Here is an 18,706-nt window from a genome sequence, read left to right on the forward strand (position 1 = left end):
GGGACAGCGGGGCGGTCGATCAAGAACTGGTCAGAACAGGAAATAGCGCTGGGTCATGGGCAGGGTCTCGGCGGGGGCGGGTTCGATCACCTCGCCGTCGACGCTGACGGCGAAGGTGTCGGGATGGACGTCGATCCTGGGCATCGCGTCGTTGAGCGGCATGCTCTCCTTGCCTCTGCGACGCACGTCGGCGACAGGCAGCAGGCGCCTGCGTACGGCGAGCCGGTCGGCGAGGCCGTCCTCGATCGCGAGGGGGGCGACGAAGTGGACCGACGTGGCGGCGGCGGTGAGCGGGGCGGCGCCGAACATCGGGCGCGGCATGACCGGCTGCGGGGTCGGGATGGAGGCGTTGGCGTCACCCATCTGGGCGTACGCGATGACACCACCCTTGACCACCAGGTCCGGTTTGACGCCGAAGAAGGCCGGGTCCCACAGGACGAGGTCGGCCAGCTTGCCGACCTCCACCGAGCCGACCTCGCCGTCCAGGCCGTGGGCCACGGCCGGGCAGATCGTGTATTTGGCGACGTAGCGCCGGGCGCGGAGGTTGTCGGCGGGGCCGTCACCGGGAAGCGCGCCCCGGCGGCGCTTCATCACGTGCGCGGTCTGCCAGGTGCGGATGATCGTCTCGCCCACCCGGCCCATCGCCTGGGAGTCCGAGCCGATCATCGAGATCGCGCCCATGTCGTGCAGGATGTCCTCGGCCGCCATCGTGGACGGCCGGATCCGGGACTCGGCGAACGCCAGGTCCTCGGGGATGGACGGGTTGAGGTGGTGGCAGACCATCAGCATGTCGAGGTGCTCGTCGAGCGTGTTGACGGTGTGCGGGCGGGTCGGGTTCGTCGAGGACGGCAGGATGTTGCCGTAGGAGGCGACCCGGATGATGTCCGGCGCGTGACCGCCGCCCGCCCCCTCGGTGTGGTACGCGTGGATCATCCGGTCGCCGATCGCCGCGAGCGTCGACTCCACGAACCCGGCCTCGTTGAGGGTGTCGGTGTGGATCGTGACCTGGGTGCCGGTGTCGTCGGCGACCGAGAGGCAGGCGTCGATCGCGGCGGGGGTGGTGCCCCAGTCCTCGTGCAGCTTGAACCCCGAGGCCCCGGCGCGTAGCTGTTCGAGCAGCCCTTCGCGGCTGACCGTGTTGCCCTTGCCGAGCAGCGCGACGTTGATCGGGTAGGAGTCGAGCGACTCCAGCATCCGCGCGAGGTACCAGGTGCCGGTGACGGTGGTGGCCTTGGTGCCCTCGGCGGGTCCCGTGCCGCCGCCCACGATGGTGGTCACCCCCGCGGCGAGGGCCTCGTCGAGGATCTGCGGGCAGATCAGGTGGACGTGGGAGTCGATCGCCCCGGCGGTCAGGATCTTCCCGTTGCCCGCGAGGATCTCGGTCGAGGGGCCGATGACCAGGTCGGGGTGGACGCCGTCCATGGTGTCGGGGTTTCCCGCCTTGCCGATCGCGACGATGCGGCCGTCGCCGATCCCGATGTCGGCCTTCACCACGCCCCAGTGGTCGAGGATCACCGCGCCGGTGATCACCAGGTCGGGCGAACCCTCGGCCCTGGTGGTCCTGGCCTGGCCCATCGACTCCCTGATGACCTTGCCGCCGCCGAAGACGGCCTCGTCACCCGCTCCCGAAGGGCCCATCGACAGGTCCTCGGTGACCTCGATGAACAGGTCGGTGTCGGCCAGCCTGACCCGGTCGCCGGTGGTGGGGCCGTAGAGCGCGGCGTAGCGCGATCGTTCAATGAACACCGGGGCTCCCGTCGAGAGGTCCGGCCCACTCGGGGCGGAGGCCGGGGACGATCCGCAGTCCGCCGATCGGTACGAGGGTCACGTCGCGCTCCACACCGGGCTCGAACCGCACCGCCGTGCCGGCGGGGACGTCGAGCCTGGTGCCCCAGGCCGCCTCGCGGTCGAACTCCAGGCCGGGATTGCAGGCGGCGAAGTGGTAGTGCGAGCCGACCTGGATCGGCCGGTCGGCGGTGTTGACGACGCGGACGGTGACGCGCTCGCGGCCCGGGTTGAGCGGGACGGGCGCGTCGCCGTACTGGATCTCACCGGGTGTCATCGGCGCTCACCGTTCCTGGGATGTGAGGGGCCGGCGGAAAGTCGTGGGCTCTCATGAGATCGGCCGGGGCTCACGGGATCGGGTGGTGGACGGTGACGAGCTTGGTGCCGTCGGGGAAGGTGGCCTCGATCTGGACCGACGACAGCATCTCGGGCACCCCCTCCATGACGTCGTCGCGGGAGAGCACCTTGCGGCCCGCGTCCATCAGCTCGGCGACGGTGCGCCCGTCTCTGGCGCCCTCCATGAGGAAGGACGCGATGATCGCGGTGGCCTCGGGGTGGTTGAGCCGGAGGCCCCGTGACCTGCGGTCGCGGGCGACACCGGCGGCGACGTGGATGAGCAGGCGTTCCTGCTCGTGTGGTGTGAGCCGCATTCCCGGACCATAGGAACCGGCGGTTTCCATGATGTTGCACGTCGATGTCGTGCTGGTTTCCAGGTGGTGCGGATCGTACGAACGGGGGAGAAGCGGCCCTCGGTGCCCCCTTTCCTGCGGGTATACCGACGTGTTCCGAAGTGGATATCACGAAATTTGCCGATTTGTCAGGATAAAAAATGGCGCGGTGTCCGCGCCGCCACGTCCTGTCACGGCGGTGAAATCCCGGTAAAGCGCAATTAACAACTGCGAACTAGTCGGGAAACCTCACTCAGTCACCTTGACGGCAGATAGCTCGGTGCGGGGGCCGTACCGGCAAGGAGGAAAGTCATTGAGGAACACAGTGTGGCGCTCCGGAGTCGTCGCCGTGGCGCTGGCCATGGCACTGACCGCATGTGGAGGCGAAGCCCCTGCGGACAAGAACGCGGCCAGTGCCGGTGGCGGTGGTAGTGAGGACGGCATCAAGGTCGGCATCCTGCACTCGCTCAGCGGGACCATGGCCATCAGCGAGGTGACCGTGCGGGACTCCGAACTGCTCGCGATCGAGGAGATCAACGCCGCCGGAGGCGTACTCGGCAAGAAGCTGATCCCCGTGGTGGAGGACGGCGCGTCCGACTGGCCCACCTTCGCGGAGAAGGCCACCAAGCTCATCCGCCAGGACAAGGTCGCCACCACCTTCGGCGGATGGACCTCCGCCAGCCGCAAGGCGATGCTGCCGGTGTTCGAGCGGAGCAAGGCCCTGCTGTGGTACCCGGTCCAGTACGAGGGCCTGGAGAGCTCGCCCTACATCTTCTACACCGGCGCCACCACCAACCAGCAGATCATCCCTGGCCTGGACTACCTCAAGGAACAGGGCAAGAAGAAGATATTCCTGGTCGGCAGCGACTACGTCTTCCCCCGCACCGCCAACAAGATCATCAAGGCGTACGCGGCGGCGAACGGAATGGAGATCCTCGGCGAGGAGTACACCCCCCTCGGCCACACCGAGTACAGCACGCTGACCAACAAGGTCGTCCAGGCGAAGCCGGACGCGGTCTTCAACACCCTCAACGGTGACAGCAACGTCGCCTTCTTCAAGCAGCTCAACAGCGCGGGGGTCACCGCCGAGAAGATGCCCGTCCTGTCGGTGAGCGTCGCCGAGGAGGAGGTCAAGGGCATCGGCGTCGACAACATCGCCGGCCACCCCGTCGCCTGGAACTACTACCAGACCACGGAGAACCCGGCGAACGAGAAGTTCGTCGCCGCGTTCAAGGCCAAGTACGGCGCGGACAAGGTGACCTCCGACCCGATGGAGGCCGGATACAACGCCGTCTACCTGTGGGCCGAGGCCGCCAAGAAGGCCGGAACCGTCGAGGTCGAAGCAGTCAAGAAGGCCGCCGGGGGCATCGCCCTGGAGCGTCCCGAGGGTCTGGTCACCATCGACGGCGAGAACCAGCACATGTACAAGACGGCGAGGATCGGGGTGATCCAGCCCGACGGTCTCATCAAGGAGGTCTGGAACTCCGGCGAACCGATCAAGCCCGACCCCTACCTCAAGGGTTACCCCTGGGCGAGCGGCCTGGCCAACGGCTGACCCCCTCTCAGACCGGCTCCGGACCGGGCCGTGACCAGATCACGGGCAGCACCGTGGCGCACCCACAATGCGGCACGGCCCGCTCCGGAGCCAGACACTCCTAGGAAGGGGATTCGGTGGAGGCCTTCCTCAACCAGCTCCCGATCGGCCTGTCCATCGGCGCGGTACTGCTCCTCATCGCCCTCGGCCTGACGTTCACGTTCGGCCAGATGGGCGTGATCAACATGGCCCACGGCGAGTTCATCATGGCGGGCGCGTACACCGCCTACCTGCTCCAGGACCTCACCGGCCGGATGGCCGTGATCGTCGCCCTGCCCGTCGCCTTCCTGGTCGCCGGGCTGATGGGGCTCATCCTCGAACGGACCGCGATCCGTCACTTCTACGGCCGCCCGCTCGACACCCTGCTGCTCACCTGGGGCGTGAGCCTCGTGCTGCAGCAGCTCGCCCGCGACCTGTTCGGGGCGCCCAACGTGCAGGTGCAGGCACCCACCTGGCTGCAGGGCGGCATCGCGTCCCTGCCCTACAACCGGCTGTTCATCTTCGCCCTCGCCCTCGCCACCGTCGTCGGCATCTGGGCCTACATGAACCGCACCGGCCAGGGGCGGCGGATGCAGGCGGTGATGCAGAACCGGCAGCTGGCCGCGGTCAGCGGCATCAACACCGCCCACGTGGACCAGCGCACCTTCTTCATCGGCTCCGGCCTGGCCGGGGTCGCCGGGGTGGCCCTCACCCTCATCGGCCCCGTCGGACCCGCCCTCGGCACCTACTACATCGTCGACGCCTTCCTCGTGGTCGTCGCCGGAGGCCTCGGCCAGCTGCGCGGCGCCGTCATCGCCGCCGCCGGCCTCGGCCTGCTCAACTCCTACGCCGAGTTCTGGAGCGACGCCAGCCTGGCGAAGGTGATCGTGTTCGCCGCGATCATCGCCTTCCTCCAGTTCCGGCCCCAGGGCCTGTTCGTACTCCGATCGAGGGCTTTGACATGAATCTCGAACGTCTCAGGGGGCCCGGGGTCTTCGCGGTGGTGGCCGTGCTCGCCCTCGTGGTCGCGCCGCTCCTGCTGGAGCCCTTCCGTCTCGGCCTGCTGGCAAAGTATCTCTGCTTCGCGATCATCGCCCTGGGTATCGGCCTGGCCTGGGGGCAGGGCGGCATGCTCACCCTGGGCCAGGGCGTGTTCTTCGGGCTCGGCGGCTACGCCATGGCGATGCACCTGAAACTGGTGGACGCCCAGGGCGACCTGCCCGACTTCATGGTGTGGAGCGGGGTCGAGCAGCTGCCCGCCCTGTGGAAACCGTTCGCGAACCCGGTGTTCGCGCTCGCCATGGTCGTCGTCGGGCCGATGGTGATCGCCACGGTGCTCGGCCTGCTGGTGTTCAGGCAGCGGGTGCGCGGTGCCTACTTCGCGATCCTCACCCAGGCGCTCGCCGCCGCGTTCGTCATCCTGCTCGTCGGTCAGCAGGGCCTGACCGGTGGCACCAACGGCCTGACCAACTTCTACGACCTGTTCGGCCAGGACCTGGCGGCCGACTCCACCCAGCGCGGGCTGTACTTCGCGGTCGCGATCGTCACGGGACTGCTCTATCTCGGTGCCCGCCAGCTGGTCAAAAGCCGCTTCGGACGGTTGCTCGTCGCGATCAGGGACGGCGAGGACCGCGTCAGGTTCCTCGGCTACGACCCCGCCAGGATCAAGACCGTCACCTTCGCGCTCTCAGCGGGCATGGCCGGGCTCGCGGGGGCCCTGTTCGTGCCCGTGGTCGGCATCATCTCGCCTGCCCTGCTGGGTGTGGTCCCCTCCCTGGAACTCGTCGTCGCGGTCGCGGTGGGCGGCAGGTTCGCGCTGGCAGGGGCGATCCTCGGCGCGGTCGTGATGGGGTACGCCAAGACGTCCTTCAGCGAGCAGTTCGCCGACGGCTGGCTCTACCTGCAGGGCGCGCTGTTCATCCTCGTCATGACCCTGGCCCCCAAGGGGATCCTCGGCGTGGCGGCGTCGGCGCGCGACGCCTGGGCTCGCAGGTCGAGGCGTCGTACGGACCCCGAACCGCCGCCCGCGGACGCCCCCGGGGTGAGAGTCATGGAGGAGGTCGGATGAGCCCGATGATCGAGGTGCGCGGGCTGTCGGTGGTCTTCGACGGCTTCCGCGCCATCGACGGCATCGACCTCACGGTCGAGAAGGGGGAGCTGCGCTTCCTGATCGGCCCCAACGGGGCGGGGAAGACCACGCTCATCGACGTCATCACCGGCCTCACCCGCCCGACCACCGGCGAGGTCGTCTTCGACGGGCAAAGCCTGGTCGGGCAGCGCGAACACAAGATCGTACGGCTCGGTGTCGGACGGACCTTCCAGACCTCGGTGGTCTTCGAGGAGCTCACCGTCCTGGAGAACCTCGACCTGGCCGCGTCCTTCCGCAGGCCGCTCTGGTCGCTGACCCGGCGCAGGCGGGGCATCTCGGACGCCGTCGCCGAGGCCCTGGAGACCACCGGCCTCAAGGAGCTGGCCGACCGGCCCGCGGGGGTGCTTTCCCACGGTCAGCGGCAGTGGCTGGAGATCGGCATGCTGCTCACCCAGAGTCCCAAGCTGCTCCTGCTGGACGAGCCGGTGGCCGGTATGTCCAAGGACGAGCGGGAGCGCACCGGCGAGCTCCTCACGTCCGTGGCGAACGACCACACGGTGATCGTGATCGAACATGACATGGAGTTCCTGCGCAGGTACGCCTCGCAGGTCACCGTCCTGCACGAGGGCAAGGTGCTGATCGAGGGGTCGGTCGACGAGGTTCGCGACGATCCGCGCGTGCAGGAGGTCTATATCGGAAGGAAGCGCAGCGATGCTGTCGGTACAGGAACTTGACGCCGGGTACGGCAGGGCCCGGGTGCTGTTCGGAGTCTCCCTGGAGGTGGAGCCGGGGCAGCTGATGTGCGTGATGGGCCGCAACGGGGTCGGCAAGACCACCCTGCTCAACACGGTGATGGGCGTGCTGCCCGCCACCGCGGGATCGGTCACCTTCGAGGGCCGCGACGTGACCCGCATGCCGCCGCACGAGCGGGTCCGGCTCGGCATGGCGTACGTCCCCCAGGGTCACGAGACGTTCCCGCAGCTCAGCGTGCTCGGCAACCTGCAGGTCACGCTGGAGGCCGCCAAGGGGCCGCAGGAGGCGCTGGAGGAGGCGCTGGAGACCTTCCCGCGTCTGAAGCCGCTGCTCAAGCGGCGCGCCGGATTCCTGTCCGGCGGGCAGCAGCAGCAGCTCGCCATCGCCCGCGCCCTGGTCACCCGTCCCAAGCTGCTCATCCTCGACGAGCCCACCGAGGGCATCCAGCCGTCGATCGTCATCGAGATCGAGGAGGCGATCGAGCGGCTGCACGCCACGGGACTGTCGGTTCTGCTGGTCGAGCAGTATCTGGATCTGGCGCTCCGCCTCGCCGACCGTTTCCTCATTCTCGACGCCGGGCACGTCGTCCACTCGGGGGCGGCCGAGGAACTGCGCGGGGAGGGAATTCACCGCCTTCTCGCCGTCTGATCCTCAGAAAATCCGAATCGGACTTCCAATATGAAGAAGGGCCCATTTGATCACTTCTTGATGAAGGGCCTCCCGCGGCGGGTGACGACGACATAATCTGCCCAGAAAAGCGGAGTCCGGGGGTGTCATGGCGAAGGAACCTGCGGACGGGGAGACGGGCCCGGAGGGGGCTCCCTCACCTCCCGAGAGGCAGGGCCGGTCTTCCCCGGGGGAGAGCGGCGGCCCGGCCACGGGCTCGGGGGAGACCGGCGGCCCGGCCGTCGGCGAGCGCGAGACGCCGCCCGGCTCGACGATCGGCGAGCCGGGCGCCGACGTCCCCGGCTCGCGAGGCGACGAGGGACGCGACCAGCGGGGCGATGACCGCTATGACCGTGACCGGCGGGGCGACGATCGGTATGAGCGTGACCGGCGGGGCGGTGCCCCTGATGACCGCGATGACCGTGACCGCTGGGACGATGACAGGTACGGACGTGACCGGCGCGACGGCGGACGATATGAGCGCGGCCGGAGGCCTGACGACCGGTATGCGCGTGACCGCTGGGACGATGACGGGTACGGACGCGAGCGGCGGTACGACGACCGCTACGATCGCGCTTCGCGATTCGAGGACGCGGACGTCAAGGGCCTCCAGTCCGGGCCGCCGATCGTCCCGGCCGGAGCGCCGGGCCCGCCCCGCAGGCGCCGTTTCCGCCGTTTCAGGCTGGCCGCCTGGATCGCGCTGGTCCTCGCCGCGGTCGTGGTCGGGGTGTCCATCGCGTGGGTGAGCGGGCCTCCCACCGAGGCCGAGCTGCGGGAGAAGGCTGGACTCCTCAACAAGGACAGGCTTCTGATCGGGGTGAAGGAGGACACCCCCGGCATCGCCCTGCGGGAGCCGGGCGGGACCGGTTTCACCGGCTTCGACATCGACATCGCCTACATGATCGCGGCGGATCTGGGGTTCCGGCCCGACCAGGTCGACTTCCTCGCCATCGAGACCGAGGACAGGGCGCGTATGCAGGCCCGCGACACGGACGGCACGTTCGTCAAGGTCGACCTCGTGGTGGCGACCTTCAGCGTGACGCCGGAACGCAAGGCCGACCCCTCCGTCGGTTTCTCCACGCCCTACCTCTACACCGAGCAGTCGGTGGTGACCAGGGCCGACTACCCCGACGACAACGTCGCCTCCCTGGGGCAGCTTGAGGGCAGGAAGGTCTGCTCACTCGGCACCTCGACCTCCCTGGCCGAGCTGAGGAAGGCGATCAAGGTCGACCCCATCGCCGAGCTCCTGATCAGCAAGTGCGTGGACCGTCTGGCGGACGGTGTGCCGAGCGACAGGGCGGCCGAGGCGGTGACGACCGACGCGGCCCTGCTGGCCGGGTTCGTCGCACAGCCGGAAAGGAAGCTGCGCCACCACGACATCGCGCTGGAGAAGACGGAGATGTGGGCGGTCAACGCGGGTTCCAACGGCGCGCTGCGCACCCTGGTCGACCTCGCGCTCTACCGCTCCTACGCCGATCCGGGCAACAAGATGTGGGAGGAGGCGTACGAGAAGCACATCCGGCCGTTGCTGGCGGCCAACCCGGGGGTGGACGTGGCGCAGGCGCAGCAGCCGTGCGCGCTTCCCCCGGACGTACGCCGCTGGCCCTGGGAGCGGACCCTCCCCGTGCGGGATTGCCCCTCCGCGCCTTGAAGCCCAACGCGCGGTTGAGGGACGCGCCGAGGAACCAGGAGTGGTTCCTCACGCTGCTGCCGGTCTTCCCGATCGTCCTGCTGGTGATGCGGCTGTGGTACGCCAGCAGGCAGGACACCCAGACGCTGCTCCTGCTCGTGCAGACCATCAGCCCGCTGGGCCTGCTGAGCGCGGTCCTGCTGACCACGGTGTGGGTGCTGCCCGTCGTCGTGGTCGGGGGCAGGCTTCTCGGCACCCTCTACTGGATCAGCACCGGCCGCTTCTCGTGGTTGGTGCACAGCGCCCAGCGGCTGCCCGGCTGGGTCGTGGTCCTCGCCGTCGCGATGGGCGTGTGCACCTGGCAGCTGCGCTTCCTGCCGACGCTCGCGATGATGTCACTCGCCCTGCTCGGGCTGACCGTGCGCGAACGGTTCCCGGACCACGAGGAGCTGCGGACCACGTTCTGCTACGCGCTGCCGGTGATCGCCGCCGTGCTGTCGTACGTCATGCTGTGGCCGGCGATCGTCTCGGCGTTCACCGCGCGGGACGTGGCGACCGCGATCCTTCTCACGCTTCCCCCGGTGTTCGCGGCGCTGCTGACAGGTCCCGTGCCCGAGGCGCCGGCCAGGGTGCTGACCCACGGCATCGCGATCGGGATGGCGGTGTTCACGCCGTTCCTGGTCGGCGTGGTCGTGATGAGGGCGCCGATCCTCCCGTTGATCGCCATACAGATCAGCGTGGAGAGTCCGACCGCGAAGAGGCCCGCCGAGGTGGTCGTGGGCTACATGGTCGCCAGCGACGACCAGATGACCACCGTCCTCAAGCGTGACGGTGCCGTGGAGTTCATCCAGAACGACAGGCTGCAGTCCAAGGTGCTCTGCCCCGATCCCGGCGAGGTGCCCAGGACGTGGGTGAACCTGCACGGCTGGTACGTCGAACAGAGTGTGATCTCCTGGCTCGCCCCGGCCTCGCAGCGGACTTCGGCGGACTCGCGCTGTGAGGGCCGTCCGGAGAAGGCGACCGACCCGCTCCCGCCGTCCTCTGACCGGTCCCCGGATCCGTCCCCGGCTCCGTCTCCGAGTACGGAGAAGTCTCCGATACCCGCCAAGTCTCCGACTCCCGCCGAGTCCCCGTCCGTGACCGAGCCGCGCGCCGGGTGAGTGCGGCGGAGCGGCCGGAGCGGCGGGCGAGCGGGAGCGACGGGTCAGCTCGCGGGGTGGCCGACGCACTCCCTGTGACGGCTTCCGGGACGGACGGTCACTGACTGTAGCCTTCGACCTCGTCGATCGGGCGGGGGCCCGCCGAGTCGGGATCCTCGCCGAACTCGCGGAGCGCCCGGCGCTGCCTGAGCAGGTCCCAGGCCTGGTCGAGAGCCTCCTCCAACTGCATGATCCGGTTGTTCTCCTCGTGTGAGGAGATCGAGTGCGAGCCCAGTCTCGCCCGGAGCTCCCGCTCTTCGGCGATCAGCTCGTTGATGTGGGCGAGGATGTCGCCGTCCCTCATGGCCGTTCCCCCTGTCAGAGTACTTCTGGACTGTATCCGATCAGCGGATCGTCACACCGTGGGAATCGGGCGGCCTCTCGTGGCGACCGTCGCGGGCATGGCGGGCGGCGCCTCCCACGCGGACGGGATCCGCGAAGATCCTTAAAGTCCCGCCATGTGAGACCGAGGCACGGGGATCCTGAGACGTCTGCTAACGTGCTAGGCATGCTGCGCGGTCTGCTTCTTAGCTGCCGCGACGAGGGCCTGTAGAGGCCGGCTCCCTCGTCGCGGAGCGAGCCATGCGCGTCGGCCACGATTGTTTTTCCAGTCGAGGAGCCTTGCATGTATCCGCAGCAGCAACCCAGTCCCATGCCCTTCACGCGCTACGAGTCCTTCGCGCCGATCCGGCTGGACGACCGCACCTGGCCCGGCAAGGTCATCGACCGCGCCCCCCGGTGGTGCGCCGTCGACCTGCGTGACGGCAACCAGGCACTGATCGATCCCATGGACTCCCACCGCAAGCTCAAGATGTTCGAGCTGCTGGTGAAGATGGGGTACAAGGAGATCGAGGTGGGCTTTCCCGCCGCCTCCCAGACCGACTTCGACTTCGTACGGCAGATCATCGAAGAGGACCTGATCCCCGACGACGTGGTGATCCAGGTCCTCACCCAGGCGAGGGCCGAGCTGATCGAGCGGACCTTCGAGTCGGTGCGCGGGGCCAAGCAGGCGATCATCCACCTGTACAACTCCACCTCCACCCTCCAGCGGCGGGTCGTCTTCGGCCAGGACCGCGAGGGCATCACCGCGATCGCGGTCGAGGGCGCCAAGCTCTGCAAGAAGCTCGCCGCCCAGATGGACGACACGGAGATCTACTTCCAGTACTCCCCCGAGTCCTTCACCGGCACCGAGCTGGAGTACGCGGTGGAGGTCTGCGACGCCGTCAACGACGTCTGGCAGCCCACCCCCGACCGCAAGGTCATCATCAACCTGCCCGCCACCGTCGAGATGGCCACGCCCAACGTCTACGCCGACCAGATCGAGTGGATGCACCGCAATCTCGCCTACCGCGACTCGATCGTGCTGTCCCTGCACCCTCACAACGACCGCGGCACCGCCGTCGCCGCCGCCGAACTGGGCTACATGGCGGGGGCCGACCGGATCGAGGGCTGCCTGTTCGGCAACGGTGAGCGCACCGGCAACGTCTGCCTGGTCACGCTGGGCATGAACCTGTTCTCGCAGGGCGTCGACCCCGAGGTCGACATCTCCGACATCGATGAGATCCGCCGGGTCACCGAATACTGCACCCAGCTGCCCGTCCACCCGCGCCACCCGTGGGGCGGCGAGCTCGTCTACACCGCCTTCTCCGGCTCCCACCAGGACGCCATCAAGAAGGGCTTCGAGCACCTGGAGCGTGACGCGGCCGCCGCGGGCGTCCCGGTCGAGGAGTTCACCTGGGCGGTCCCGTACCTGCCGATCGACCCCAAGGACATCGGCCGCACCTACGAGGCGGTCATCCGGGTCAACAGCCAGTCCGGCAAGGGTGGCGTCGCCTACATCATGAAGGCCGACCACCACCTGGACCTGCCGCGCCGCCTGCAGATCGAGTTCTCCCGCGCGGTCCAGGCCCACACCGACACCGTCGGCGGCGAGGTGAACGCCACGCGGATGTGGGAGGTCTTCACCGACGAATACCTGCCCAACCCGGCCAGCCCGTGGGGCCGTCTGGGCCTGCTGGCCCACCGCACCACCTCCAGGGGTGACGGCAAGGACGCGATCAGCGCCGACCTGCGCCTCGACGGTGAGATCCGCGAGGTCGAGGGGGTCGGCAACGGTCCCATCTCCGCCTTCTGCGACGCCCTGGCGAGGGTCGGCGTCCAGGTGCGCGTCCTCGACTACGCCGAGCACGCCATGAGCGCGGGGACCGACGCCAAGGCCGCCTCCTACATCGAGTGCGAGATCGCCGGCCGGACACTGTGGGGTGTCGGCATCGACTCCAACACCACCACCGCCTCGCTCAAGGCCGTCATCTCCGCGGTCAACCGCGCCGGCCGCTAGCGAAGGACCGTACGGCACGATCTGCCGTAGGAGGTTCGACAGGCGCCCACAAGGCATCGACGTCGCTCACCCGACCGCGCCCACCGCGAAATCCGCCCGGGCGCGGTCGAGTCGTCTCCGCTCGCCTTCCGGTGCCGGAGACGCTCGTGACCTCAGGGGCGCAGGCGGTGCCGTGGCGTCCGTCGCATGGGCGGTGGCGGATGCCGCAGCCGCGACGACTGCCTCAAAACCGGCTTTTTTCATACAAATCCGTGCGACGGATGTGCTCGCGGGCCTTTGCCCTGAACAGCCCCGTCCGGAGGCGCCCCCGACCGGTGAATTTATGGCATTCCGGAGCGAGTCGCTGCGAGACATCCCCACGTTATCGACGTAGCCTCTTCGCAGCTCAGGGTACAACTTGCTCCCCTCGAATCAACCGAAAACGACTTATCGGTTACATGCGAAATTCGTATTCATCGGGGGAATCTATGCGATGTATTCTCGGCCTGGCCACCGCCGGGCTCGTCATCCTCAGCGGTACCGCCACCGCGGACACGCAGTCACCACCGAACCACATACCTGACCCGCCCGTGACCCAGTCGATCGCCGATCCGCTCCCGGTTCCGCCCAAGCCCGTTCCGATGCCGCCGCGGCCCGTCGCGACCCCGCCCGTTCCGATGCCGCCCTGGCCCACTTCGATCCCGCACCCGCCGTGGGGCCAGCCCATCCCGCCTCCGCCGATTCCGGTCCCGATGCCGCCCCGGCCGCCCATCGTGCCCCCGCCGTGGCCGACGGCCGGAGGCCCGTACGCCAAGCACCTCACGCTGACCGTCTCGCGGATAGGCAGGAAGCGGACTATTCGCCTCGGATGCGCGCCGCTCTACGGCATGCATCCCGAAGGAACCCAGGCATGCTCGCTGCTGCTCCGGGCGCAGGGCGACCCCGCCCGCATCAGGCTGCCGTGGAGAGCCTGCCCGCAGTACTACGACCCCATCGTCGTCTCCGCGACCGGTACCTGGAACGGCCGCTCCATCAGATACCAGCGGACCTTCAGCAACCAGTGTGAGTTGCGCACCGCGACAGGGCCGATCTTCTCCTTCTGACACCCGCCCCGTGGAACACGCCGCTCCGGGCACGGGGCGGCGTCCGGGACAGGCGACGGCCCGCTGATGGGTGCCGGAGAGGATCGGGCGTTCCCGCCATCGAACGGCGGCCCGATCATCGGTTCCCGTTCCCGTAAAAGGCTCCTACGGCGGCGAGGGTGCCCCCGCCGCCGTACGGGCCGTTCCCCCTCGCGCGCCCTGAACTGAGGGAAAGACACAGGTCAGTGGCCTCAAGAAACAGGCCGACGATGCTCACGGCCAGGAGCGGATCCGCGACAGAACGAGGTGAGACGGCGATGGGCGAGCGGCCTAGGAAAACCGTGCTGTCCTCCTCCCAGCGGGCGGCGATACGAGATCTGCTCGCCGAGGACCGCGAGAGGACGGTGGTCCAGATCGCGGCGCTGACACGTGACTGGGACGACCTCGTCGAGTCGTCGGCGCTGGTGAGCAACGACGACGAGCACGACCCCGAGGGGGCGACGATCGCCTTCGAACGGTCCCATCTCCAGGCCCTGCTCGACAGGGCACAAGCCCATCTCGACGATCTCGACGAGATGGCGGGGCGACTTCGGCAGGGCACCTACGGCGTGTGCGACGACTGCGGGCGCCCCATCGCCCTGGAGCGCCTGAAGGCACGCCCGATCGCCAGGACCTGCATCGAGTGCGCGGCCCGCGGCCGGTGAAGGCCCGCGGTGATATACCGACATTTCTGAACTACCCTGGGGGCGGCAATGCCCGCCGTCGCGTCTCGCGCGATCACCGGTCATGGGCCGTGCTCGCGCACGGCCACGACCACGACCGCCCGGCCGCGATCCGTGCCCCCGCCCGGTCACCCGAGTGAGTCCGTGTTCCGGCACGATCGCCGCGTGTGGCGCGCATCCGCCGCGTACGGCCTGGCGTGAGGCGTGGAGAGGGCACATCGTGACCAGAGGGTTGCTGAACTGGGCGGGCAACATCACCTACGGCGCCGCGCGGATCCACCGCCCCGGCGACGTCGAGGAGCTCCAGGAGGTGGTCGCGAGCAGCGCCGCCATCGGGGCGCTCGGCACCCGCCACTCCTTCAACGAGATCGCCGACCGTCCCGGCGGTGACCTCGTCTCGCTGGAGGGCCTGCCCGCCGCCTTCGAACTCGACCCGGAGCGGGGCACGGTCACGGTCGGTGGCGGGGTGCGCTACGGCGAGCTGAGCCGGTGGCTGTACGGCGAGGGCTACGCGCTGCCCAACCTCGGCTCCCTGCCGCACATCTCGGTCGCCGGCGCCTGCGCCACGGCCACGCACGGTTCCGGCGTCGCCAACGGCAATCTGGCCACCGCGGTCTCCGGCCTCGAACTCGTCACCGCGGACGGCGAGATCACCGTCCTCGGCCGCGAGAAGGACGGCGACCGCTTCGCCGGGGTGGTCGTCGGCCTCGGCGCACTGGGCATCGTCACCAGGGTCGTCCTCGACGTCGTCCCGGCCTTCGAGGTACGGCAGTACGTCTACGAGAACCTGCCGTGGGCGCGCCTGGAGGAGCACTTCGAGGAGGTCCTCTCCGCCGCGTACAGCGTGAGCCTGTTCACCGGCTGGAGCGGCCCCCGGATCGACCAGGTGTGGGTGAAGCGCCGCGAGGAGGAGTCCGGTCCGTGGGAGGCGGCGCCGCGCTGGCTGGACGCCACGGCGGCCACGGCCGACCGGCACCCGCTGCCGGGGATCTCCGCCGTGAACTGCACCGCGCAGATGGGCGTCCCCGGCCCCTGGTACGACCGGCTGCCGCACTTCCGCCTGGACTTCACCCCGAGCAGCGGGGAGGAGCTCCAGTCGGAGTATCTGTTGCCACGCCGCCACGCCCTCGCCGCGCTCCGCGCGCTGGACGCGGTCAGGGACGTCATCGCCCCCGTCCTGCAGATCTCGGAGATCCGCACCGTCGCGGCGGACGACCTGTGGCTGAGCACCGCCTACCGCGAGGACGTCGTCGCCGTCCACTTCACCTGGAAGAAGGACTGGCCCGCGGTGAGCCGGGTGCTCGCCGTGGTCGAGGAGTCGCTGGAGCCCTTCGAGGCCCGCCCGCACTGGGGCAAACTCTTCCTCATGGGACCCGAGCGCCTGAACTCCCTGTACGACCGGCTCCCGGACTTCCGGCGCCTGGCCGCCGACCTCGATCCCACGGGCAAGTTCCGTAACCCGTTCCTCGACGCCCGTGTCTTCTCTTCCTGACGGTTCCCAGCCTCAACCTTGATCCGGACATCAACTCACAAGCGGATCTTACGACCGGATCAGGGTAGTCAACTCCCATCACAGTGATAACAGTGCGATATCCACCGTTAGAGCTCGTGAATCCAGCGCTGGTGATGAGGGGGAGAGCATGGAACGCAATACGGTCGTGCGTGCGATGCACGATGTCGGGCTGGCCGCCTGGTTCGGGGGATCGTTGATGGGCGCGGTCGGCCTCAACGGTGCCACCGCCGTGGTGAGCGACAGGAGTGAGCGCCTGCGGGTCGCGAACGCGGGATGGGGCAGGTGGGCGCCGGTCAGCGCGGCGAGCGTCGGCGCCTTTCTCGTCGGCTCGCTCGGTCTGCTGTCCGCCAACAGGCGGCGCGTGGCGTACCAGCGCGGGGTGGGGGCGAGCACCGCGGCCAAGGCCGTGCTGACCGCCGGGGCACTCGCCGCGACCGCCTACACCGGGGTGCTCGGTGCCAAACTCGCGGACGCGGGCGACGTGCCGGTGGAAGGTGCCGTGAAACCGGAGAAGGAGACCCCGGAGGACGTCGCCAAGACGCAACAGCAGCTGCGTCTCATGCAGTGGGTCATCCCCGCCGTCACCGGGTTGCTCGTCGTGCTCACCTCCCTGCACGGAGAGCAGCAGCGGCCGGGCCAGGTCATCCGAGGAGCCGCGCGCAAGAGGTTCGCCCGGTAGAGGGCTTCCGGCCGTTCACACGGTCTCACGGAGACCGTCGTCCCACGGCCCCTCGGGGCCGTGGATCGCCGGGCGGACGTCTGGCCGACGCCGGAGAGATCCTGGGACTCGTGCCGGACGAATACGTCGAGTACGGCGCGATCGACCACCTCTCCGCAGCCTGGTGTGACACATAAGGACAAACAGCACGCATGCCGAGGCCGTGCTGTGGTGGGTGAATTATCCGGCCAACTCATGACGTATCAGACAGCTAGCCCGAGGGTGCGGGCCTGGCAGCGCATGGCGTGGTCGAAGGCGGAGGCGGGGTCGAGGATCGCGTTGTCGAACTGGCCGAACACCTCGAAGCCGATCCAGCCGAACAGGCCGGTCCAGGCGATCAGGCCGCGGACGACCACGTCGTCGGGGACGTCGGGTATCAGTTCGCGCACGCGTGCGGCGTCCTCGTGGAAGGACGGCGGGACGGGCGGGTGAGAGGTGTCGGGCGGGTTCAGCGCTCCGGCGCGGTGGGCGGCGGAGACGATCCGGCCGTAGACGACGGTGTCGCGGAGCGCGGCGGGGACGGTGTCCTGGGGGGCGCGGTAGCCGGGGACGGGTGAGCCGTACAGCAGGGCGTACTCGTGCGGGTGGGCGAGCGCCCAGTCCCGCACGGCGTGGCAGACCGCCATCCACCTCCTCCCGTGGTCCTCCGGTGGGACGGCCGCGTCGGCGTTCTCCACGGCCTCGCCGACGGCGTTGTAGCCGTCGATGATCAGGGCCGTGAGCAGGTCGTCCCTGGACGGGAAGTAGCGGTAGATCGCCGAGGAGGCCATGCCCATCTCGCGGGCGATCGCGCGCAGGGACAGGCCGCTCGCGCCGTCGACGGCGAGCTGCCTGCGGGCGACATCGGTGATCTCGCGGGTCAGCTCGGCCCTGACCCTCTCGCGTGCGGTGAGGCTCGAACTCATGTCGCGACCATATCAGAGCACCGACAAAAAACGAGAGCACTGCTCTTGACGAGCAGTGCTCTCTAGCGAGAGCATTGCTCTCATAACGGAACGGGTAAGCCACCGCAAAGGAAGAGGAATCATGGCCAAGCACGTCATCGCGGGAGCCGGACAGGTCGGCTCCGAGGTCGCCAGGCTGCTGACAGGGCAGGGGCACGAGGTCGTCCTCCTCAGCCGCTCGGGCTCGGGCCCCGACCTGCCCGGCGTCCGCAGGGTCGCCGCCGACGTGAGCGACCGCGAGAAGCTGACCGCCCTGACCCGGGGCGCCGCCGTCCTCTACAACTGCGTCAACCCGCGCTACCACGAGTGGGCGCGCGACTGGCCGCCGCTCGCCGCGTCCCTGCTGGGAGCCGCCGAGACCACCGGCGCCGGATACGTCATCCTCGGCAACCTGTACGTCTACGCGGCGCCCGACCGGCCGATGAGGGAGGACGACCCGCTCGACCCGCCCAGCGTCAAGGGCGCGATCCGGGTGAAGGTGTGGCGGGACGCCCTGGCCGCGCACGAGGCGGGCCGGGTCAGGGTGACCGAGGTGCGCGGATCCGACTACTTCGGCCCCGGCTGCCTGGACCAGTCGCACCTCGGGGAGAGGTTCGTCCCCGCGCTGCTCGCCGGCAGGACCGTACGCTTCGCCGGAGACCCCGACCAGCCGCACAGCTGGACGTATGTGCCCGACGTCGCGCGGACCCTGGTCGCGGCGGGCGAGGGCGAGCGCGCCTGGGGGTGCGCGTGGCACGTTCCGACGAACGAGCCGATGCCGGTGCGCGAGATCGCCGAGCGCCTGTGCGCGCTCGCGGGAGTCCCCGACCCGGGGGTGAAGGCCCTGCCCCACTGGATGCTGCGCACCGGCGGGGTCTTCTCACCGATGCTCAGGGAGCTGGAGGAGTTGCGTTACCAGTTCGTCCGTCCCTTCGTCCTCGACTCCGACGCCTCCCAGGCGGCCTTCGGCCTCGCGCCGACCCCGATGGACGAGGCGCTGGCCGCGACGCTCGCGTGGTGGCGCGGACGCCTGGCCGTGGCGGCGTGAGACGCATCCCCTGCGGCGGG

At 69.2% G+C, this 18,706-nt stretch carries 18 protein-coding genes; 13 read left to right on the top strand and 5 right to left on the bottom strand.

Features of this window, described 5'->3' with window-relative positions; all coding sequences use genetic code 11:
- Nucleotides 1–30: 30 nt before the first annotated feature.
- From ACIBH4_RS26905 to ACIBH4_RS26915, 3 genes are all read right to left on the bottom strand, one after another.
- Nucleotides 31–1,746: an urease subunit alpha gene (locus ACIBH4_RS26905; RefSeq protein WP_362501364.1), complete on the bottom strand. Its 1,716-nt coding sequence runs from the start codon at nucleotides 1,744–1,746 to the stop codon at nucleotides 31–33.
- Complete coding sequence (locus tag ACIBH4_RS26910) at nucleotides 1,736–2,062, bottom strand: urease subunit beta (RefSeq protein WP_362501366.1); 327 nt, start codon at nucleotides 2,060–2,062, stop codon at nucleotides 1,736–1,738. Before ACIBH4_RS26910 ends, ACIBH4_RS26905 begins: the two co-directional genes overlap by 11 nt.
- Nucleotides 2,063–2,132: 70 nt before the next feature.
- Nucleotides 2,133–2,435, bottom strand: coding sequence for an urease subunit gamma (locus ACIBH4_RS26915; RefSeq protein ID WP_350944544.1), 303 nt, complete (start codon nucleotides 2,433–2,435; stop codon nucleotides 2,133–2,135).
- A 379-nt stretch (nucleotides 2,436–2,814) separates the two neighbouring features.
- On the opposite strand from ACIBH4_RS26915, the gene urtA reads away from it, so the two are divergent.
- The 7 genes from urtA (at nucleotide 2,815) to ACIBH4_RS26950 (ending at nucleotide 10,324) form a co-directional block, all read left to right on the top strand.
- On the top strand, nucleotides 2,815–4,008 hold the full coding sequence (gene urtA / locus ACIBH4_RS26920) for an urea ABC transporter substrate-binding protein (protein WP_362502217.1): 1,194 nt from the start codon (nucleotides 2,815–2,817) through the stop codon (nucleotides 4,006–4,008).
- A 116-nt stretch (nucleotides 4,009–4,124) separates the two neighbouring features.
- Nucleotides 4,125–4,991: an urea ABC transporter permease subunit UrtB gene (gene urtB, locus ACIBH4_RS26925; RefSeq protein WP_362501504.1), complete on the top strand. Its 867-nt coding sequence runs from the start codon at nucleotides 4,125–4,127 to the stop codon at nucleotides 4,989–4,991.
- Nucleotides 4,988–6,094: an urea ABC transporter permease subunit UrtC gene (gene urtC, locus ACIBH4_RS26930; protein ID WP_362501506.1), complete on the top strand. Its 1,107-nt coding sequence runs from the start codon at nucleotides 4,988–4,990 to the stop codon at nucleotides 6,092–6,094. Before urtB ends, urtC begins: the two co-directional genes overlap by 4 nt.
- Nucleotides 6,091–6,849: an urea ABC transporter ATP-binding protein UrtD gene (gene urtD, locus ACIBH4_RS26935; protein ID WP_399173040.1), complete on the top strand. Its 759-nt coding sequence runs from the start codon at nucleotides 6,091–6,093 to the stop codon at nucleotides 6,847–6,849. The genes urtC and urtD overlap by 4 nt, the downstream gene beginning before the upstream one ends.
- Nucleotides 6,827–7,516 (top strand): urea ABC transporter ATP-binding subunit UrtE, encoded by a 690-nt coding sequence (gene urtE, locus ACIBH4_RS26940; RefSeq protein ID WP_350944538.1) that lies wholly within the window; start codon nucleotides 6,827–6,829, stop codon nucleotides 7,514–7,516. The genes urtD and urtE overlap by 23 nt, the downstream gene beginning before the upstream one ends.
- A 127-nt stretch (nucleotides 7,517–7,643) precedes the next feature.
- Nucleotides 7,644–9,185, top strand: a complete 1,542-nt coding sequence (locus tag ACIBH4_RS26945; protein WP_362501508.1) for a transporter substrate-binding domain-containing protein — start codon at nucleotides 7,644–7,646, stop codon at nucleotides 9,183–9,185.
- Nucleotides 9,182–10,324, top strand: a complete 1,143-nt coding sequence (locus tag ACIBH4_RS26950; RefSeq protein ID WP_362501510.1) for a hypothetical protein — start codon at nucleotides 9,182–9,184, stop codon at nucleotides 10,322–10,324. The genes ACIBH4_RS26945 and ACIBH4_RS26950 overlap by 4 nt, the downstream gene beginning before the upstream one ends.
- A 97-nt stretch (nucleotides 10,325–10,421) precedes the next feature.
- Here the strand turns inward: ACIBH4_RS26950 and ACIBH4_RS26955 are convergent, their stop codons facing one another.
- Nucleotides 10,422–10,667 (bottom strand): DUF2630 family protein, encoded by a 246-nt coding sequence (locus ACIBH4_RS26955; RefSeq protein WP_362501512.1) that lies wholly within the window; start codon nucleotides 10,665–10,667, stop codon nucleotides 10,422–10,424.
- 321 nt (nucleotides 10,668–10,988) lie between these two features.
- On the opposite strand from ACIBH4_RS26955, the gene leuA reads away from it, so the two are divergent.
- The 5 genes from leuA (at nucleotide 10,989) to ACIBH4_RS26980 (ending at nucleotide 16,676) form a co-directional block, all read left to right on the top strand.
- Complete coding sequence (gene leuA / locus ACIBH4_RS26960; RefSeq protein WP_362764004.1) at nucleotides 10,989–12,701, top strand: 2-isopropylmalate synthase; 1,713 nt, start codon at nucleotides 10,989–10,991, stop codon at nucleotides 12,699–12,701.
- 467 nt (nucleotides 12,702–13,168) lie between these two features.
- A complete protein-coding gene (locus ACIBH4_RS26965) occupies nucleotides 13,169–13,783 on the top strand; it encodes an SSI family serine proteinase inhibitor (protein ID WP_362501516.1) in 615 nt (204 codons plus the stop codon).
- 296 nt (nucleotides 13,784–14,079) lie between these two features.
- Nucleotides 14,080–14,466 carry a TraR/DksA C4-type zinc finger protein gene (locus ACIBH4_RS26970; protein WP_362501518.1) on the top strand — a complete coding sequence of 129 codons (387 nt, stop codon included), beginning with the start codon at nucleotides 14,080–14,082 and terminating at the stop codon, nucleotides 14,464–14,466.
- A gap of 238 nt (nucleotides 14,467–14,704) precedes the next feature.
- The gene (locus ACIBH4_RS26975; protein ID WP_362764007.1) at nucleotides 14,705–15,976 is read left to right on the top strand and encodes an FAD-binding protein; all 1,272 of its coding nucleotides are present in this window, start codon (nucleotides 14,705–14,707) and stop codon (nucleotides 15,974–15,976) included.
- Nucleotides 15,977–16,124: 148 nt separating this feature from the next.
- On the top strand, nucleotides 16,125–16,676 hold the full coding sequence (locus ACIBH4_RS26980) for a hypothetical protein (protein WP_362501522.1): 552 nt from the start codon (nucleotides 16,125–16,127) through the stop codon (nucleotides 16,674–16,676).
- Between the two features lie 242 nt (nucleotides 16,677–16,918).
- On the opposite strand, the gene ACIBH4_RS26985 is transcribed toward ACIBH4_RS26980, so the two are convergent.
- Complete coding sequence (locus ACIBH4_RS26985; protein ID WP_362501524.1) at nucleotides 16,919–17,620, bottom strand: TetR/AcrR family transcriptional regulator; 702 nt, start codon at nucleotides 17,618–17,620, stop codon at nucleotides 16,919–16,921.
- A 121-nt stretch (nucleotides 17,621–17,741) separates the two neighbouring features.
- Between ACIBH4_RS26985 and ACIBH4_RS26990 the strand changes: the two genes are divergently transcribed.
- Entirely contained in the window at nucleotides 17,742–18,686 is a 945-nt protein-coding gene (locus tag ACIBH4_RS26990; protein WP_362501526.1) for an NAD-dependent epimerase/dehydratase family protein, read from the top strand.
- The last annotated feature ends 20 nt before the right edge of the window (nucleotides 18,687–18,706 follow it).

It is taken from the genome of Streptosporangium sp. NPDC050284 (assembly GCF_044459525.1).
Classification (GTDB): Bacteria; Actinomycetota; Actinomycetes; order Streptosporangiales; family Streptosporangiaceae; genus Streptosporangium.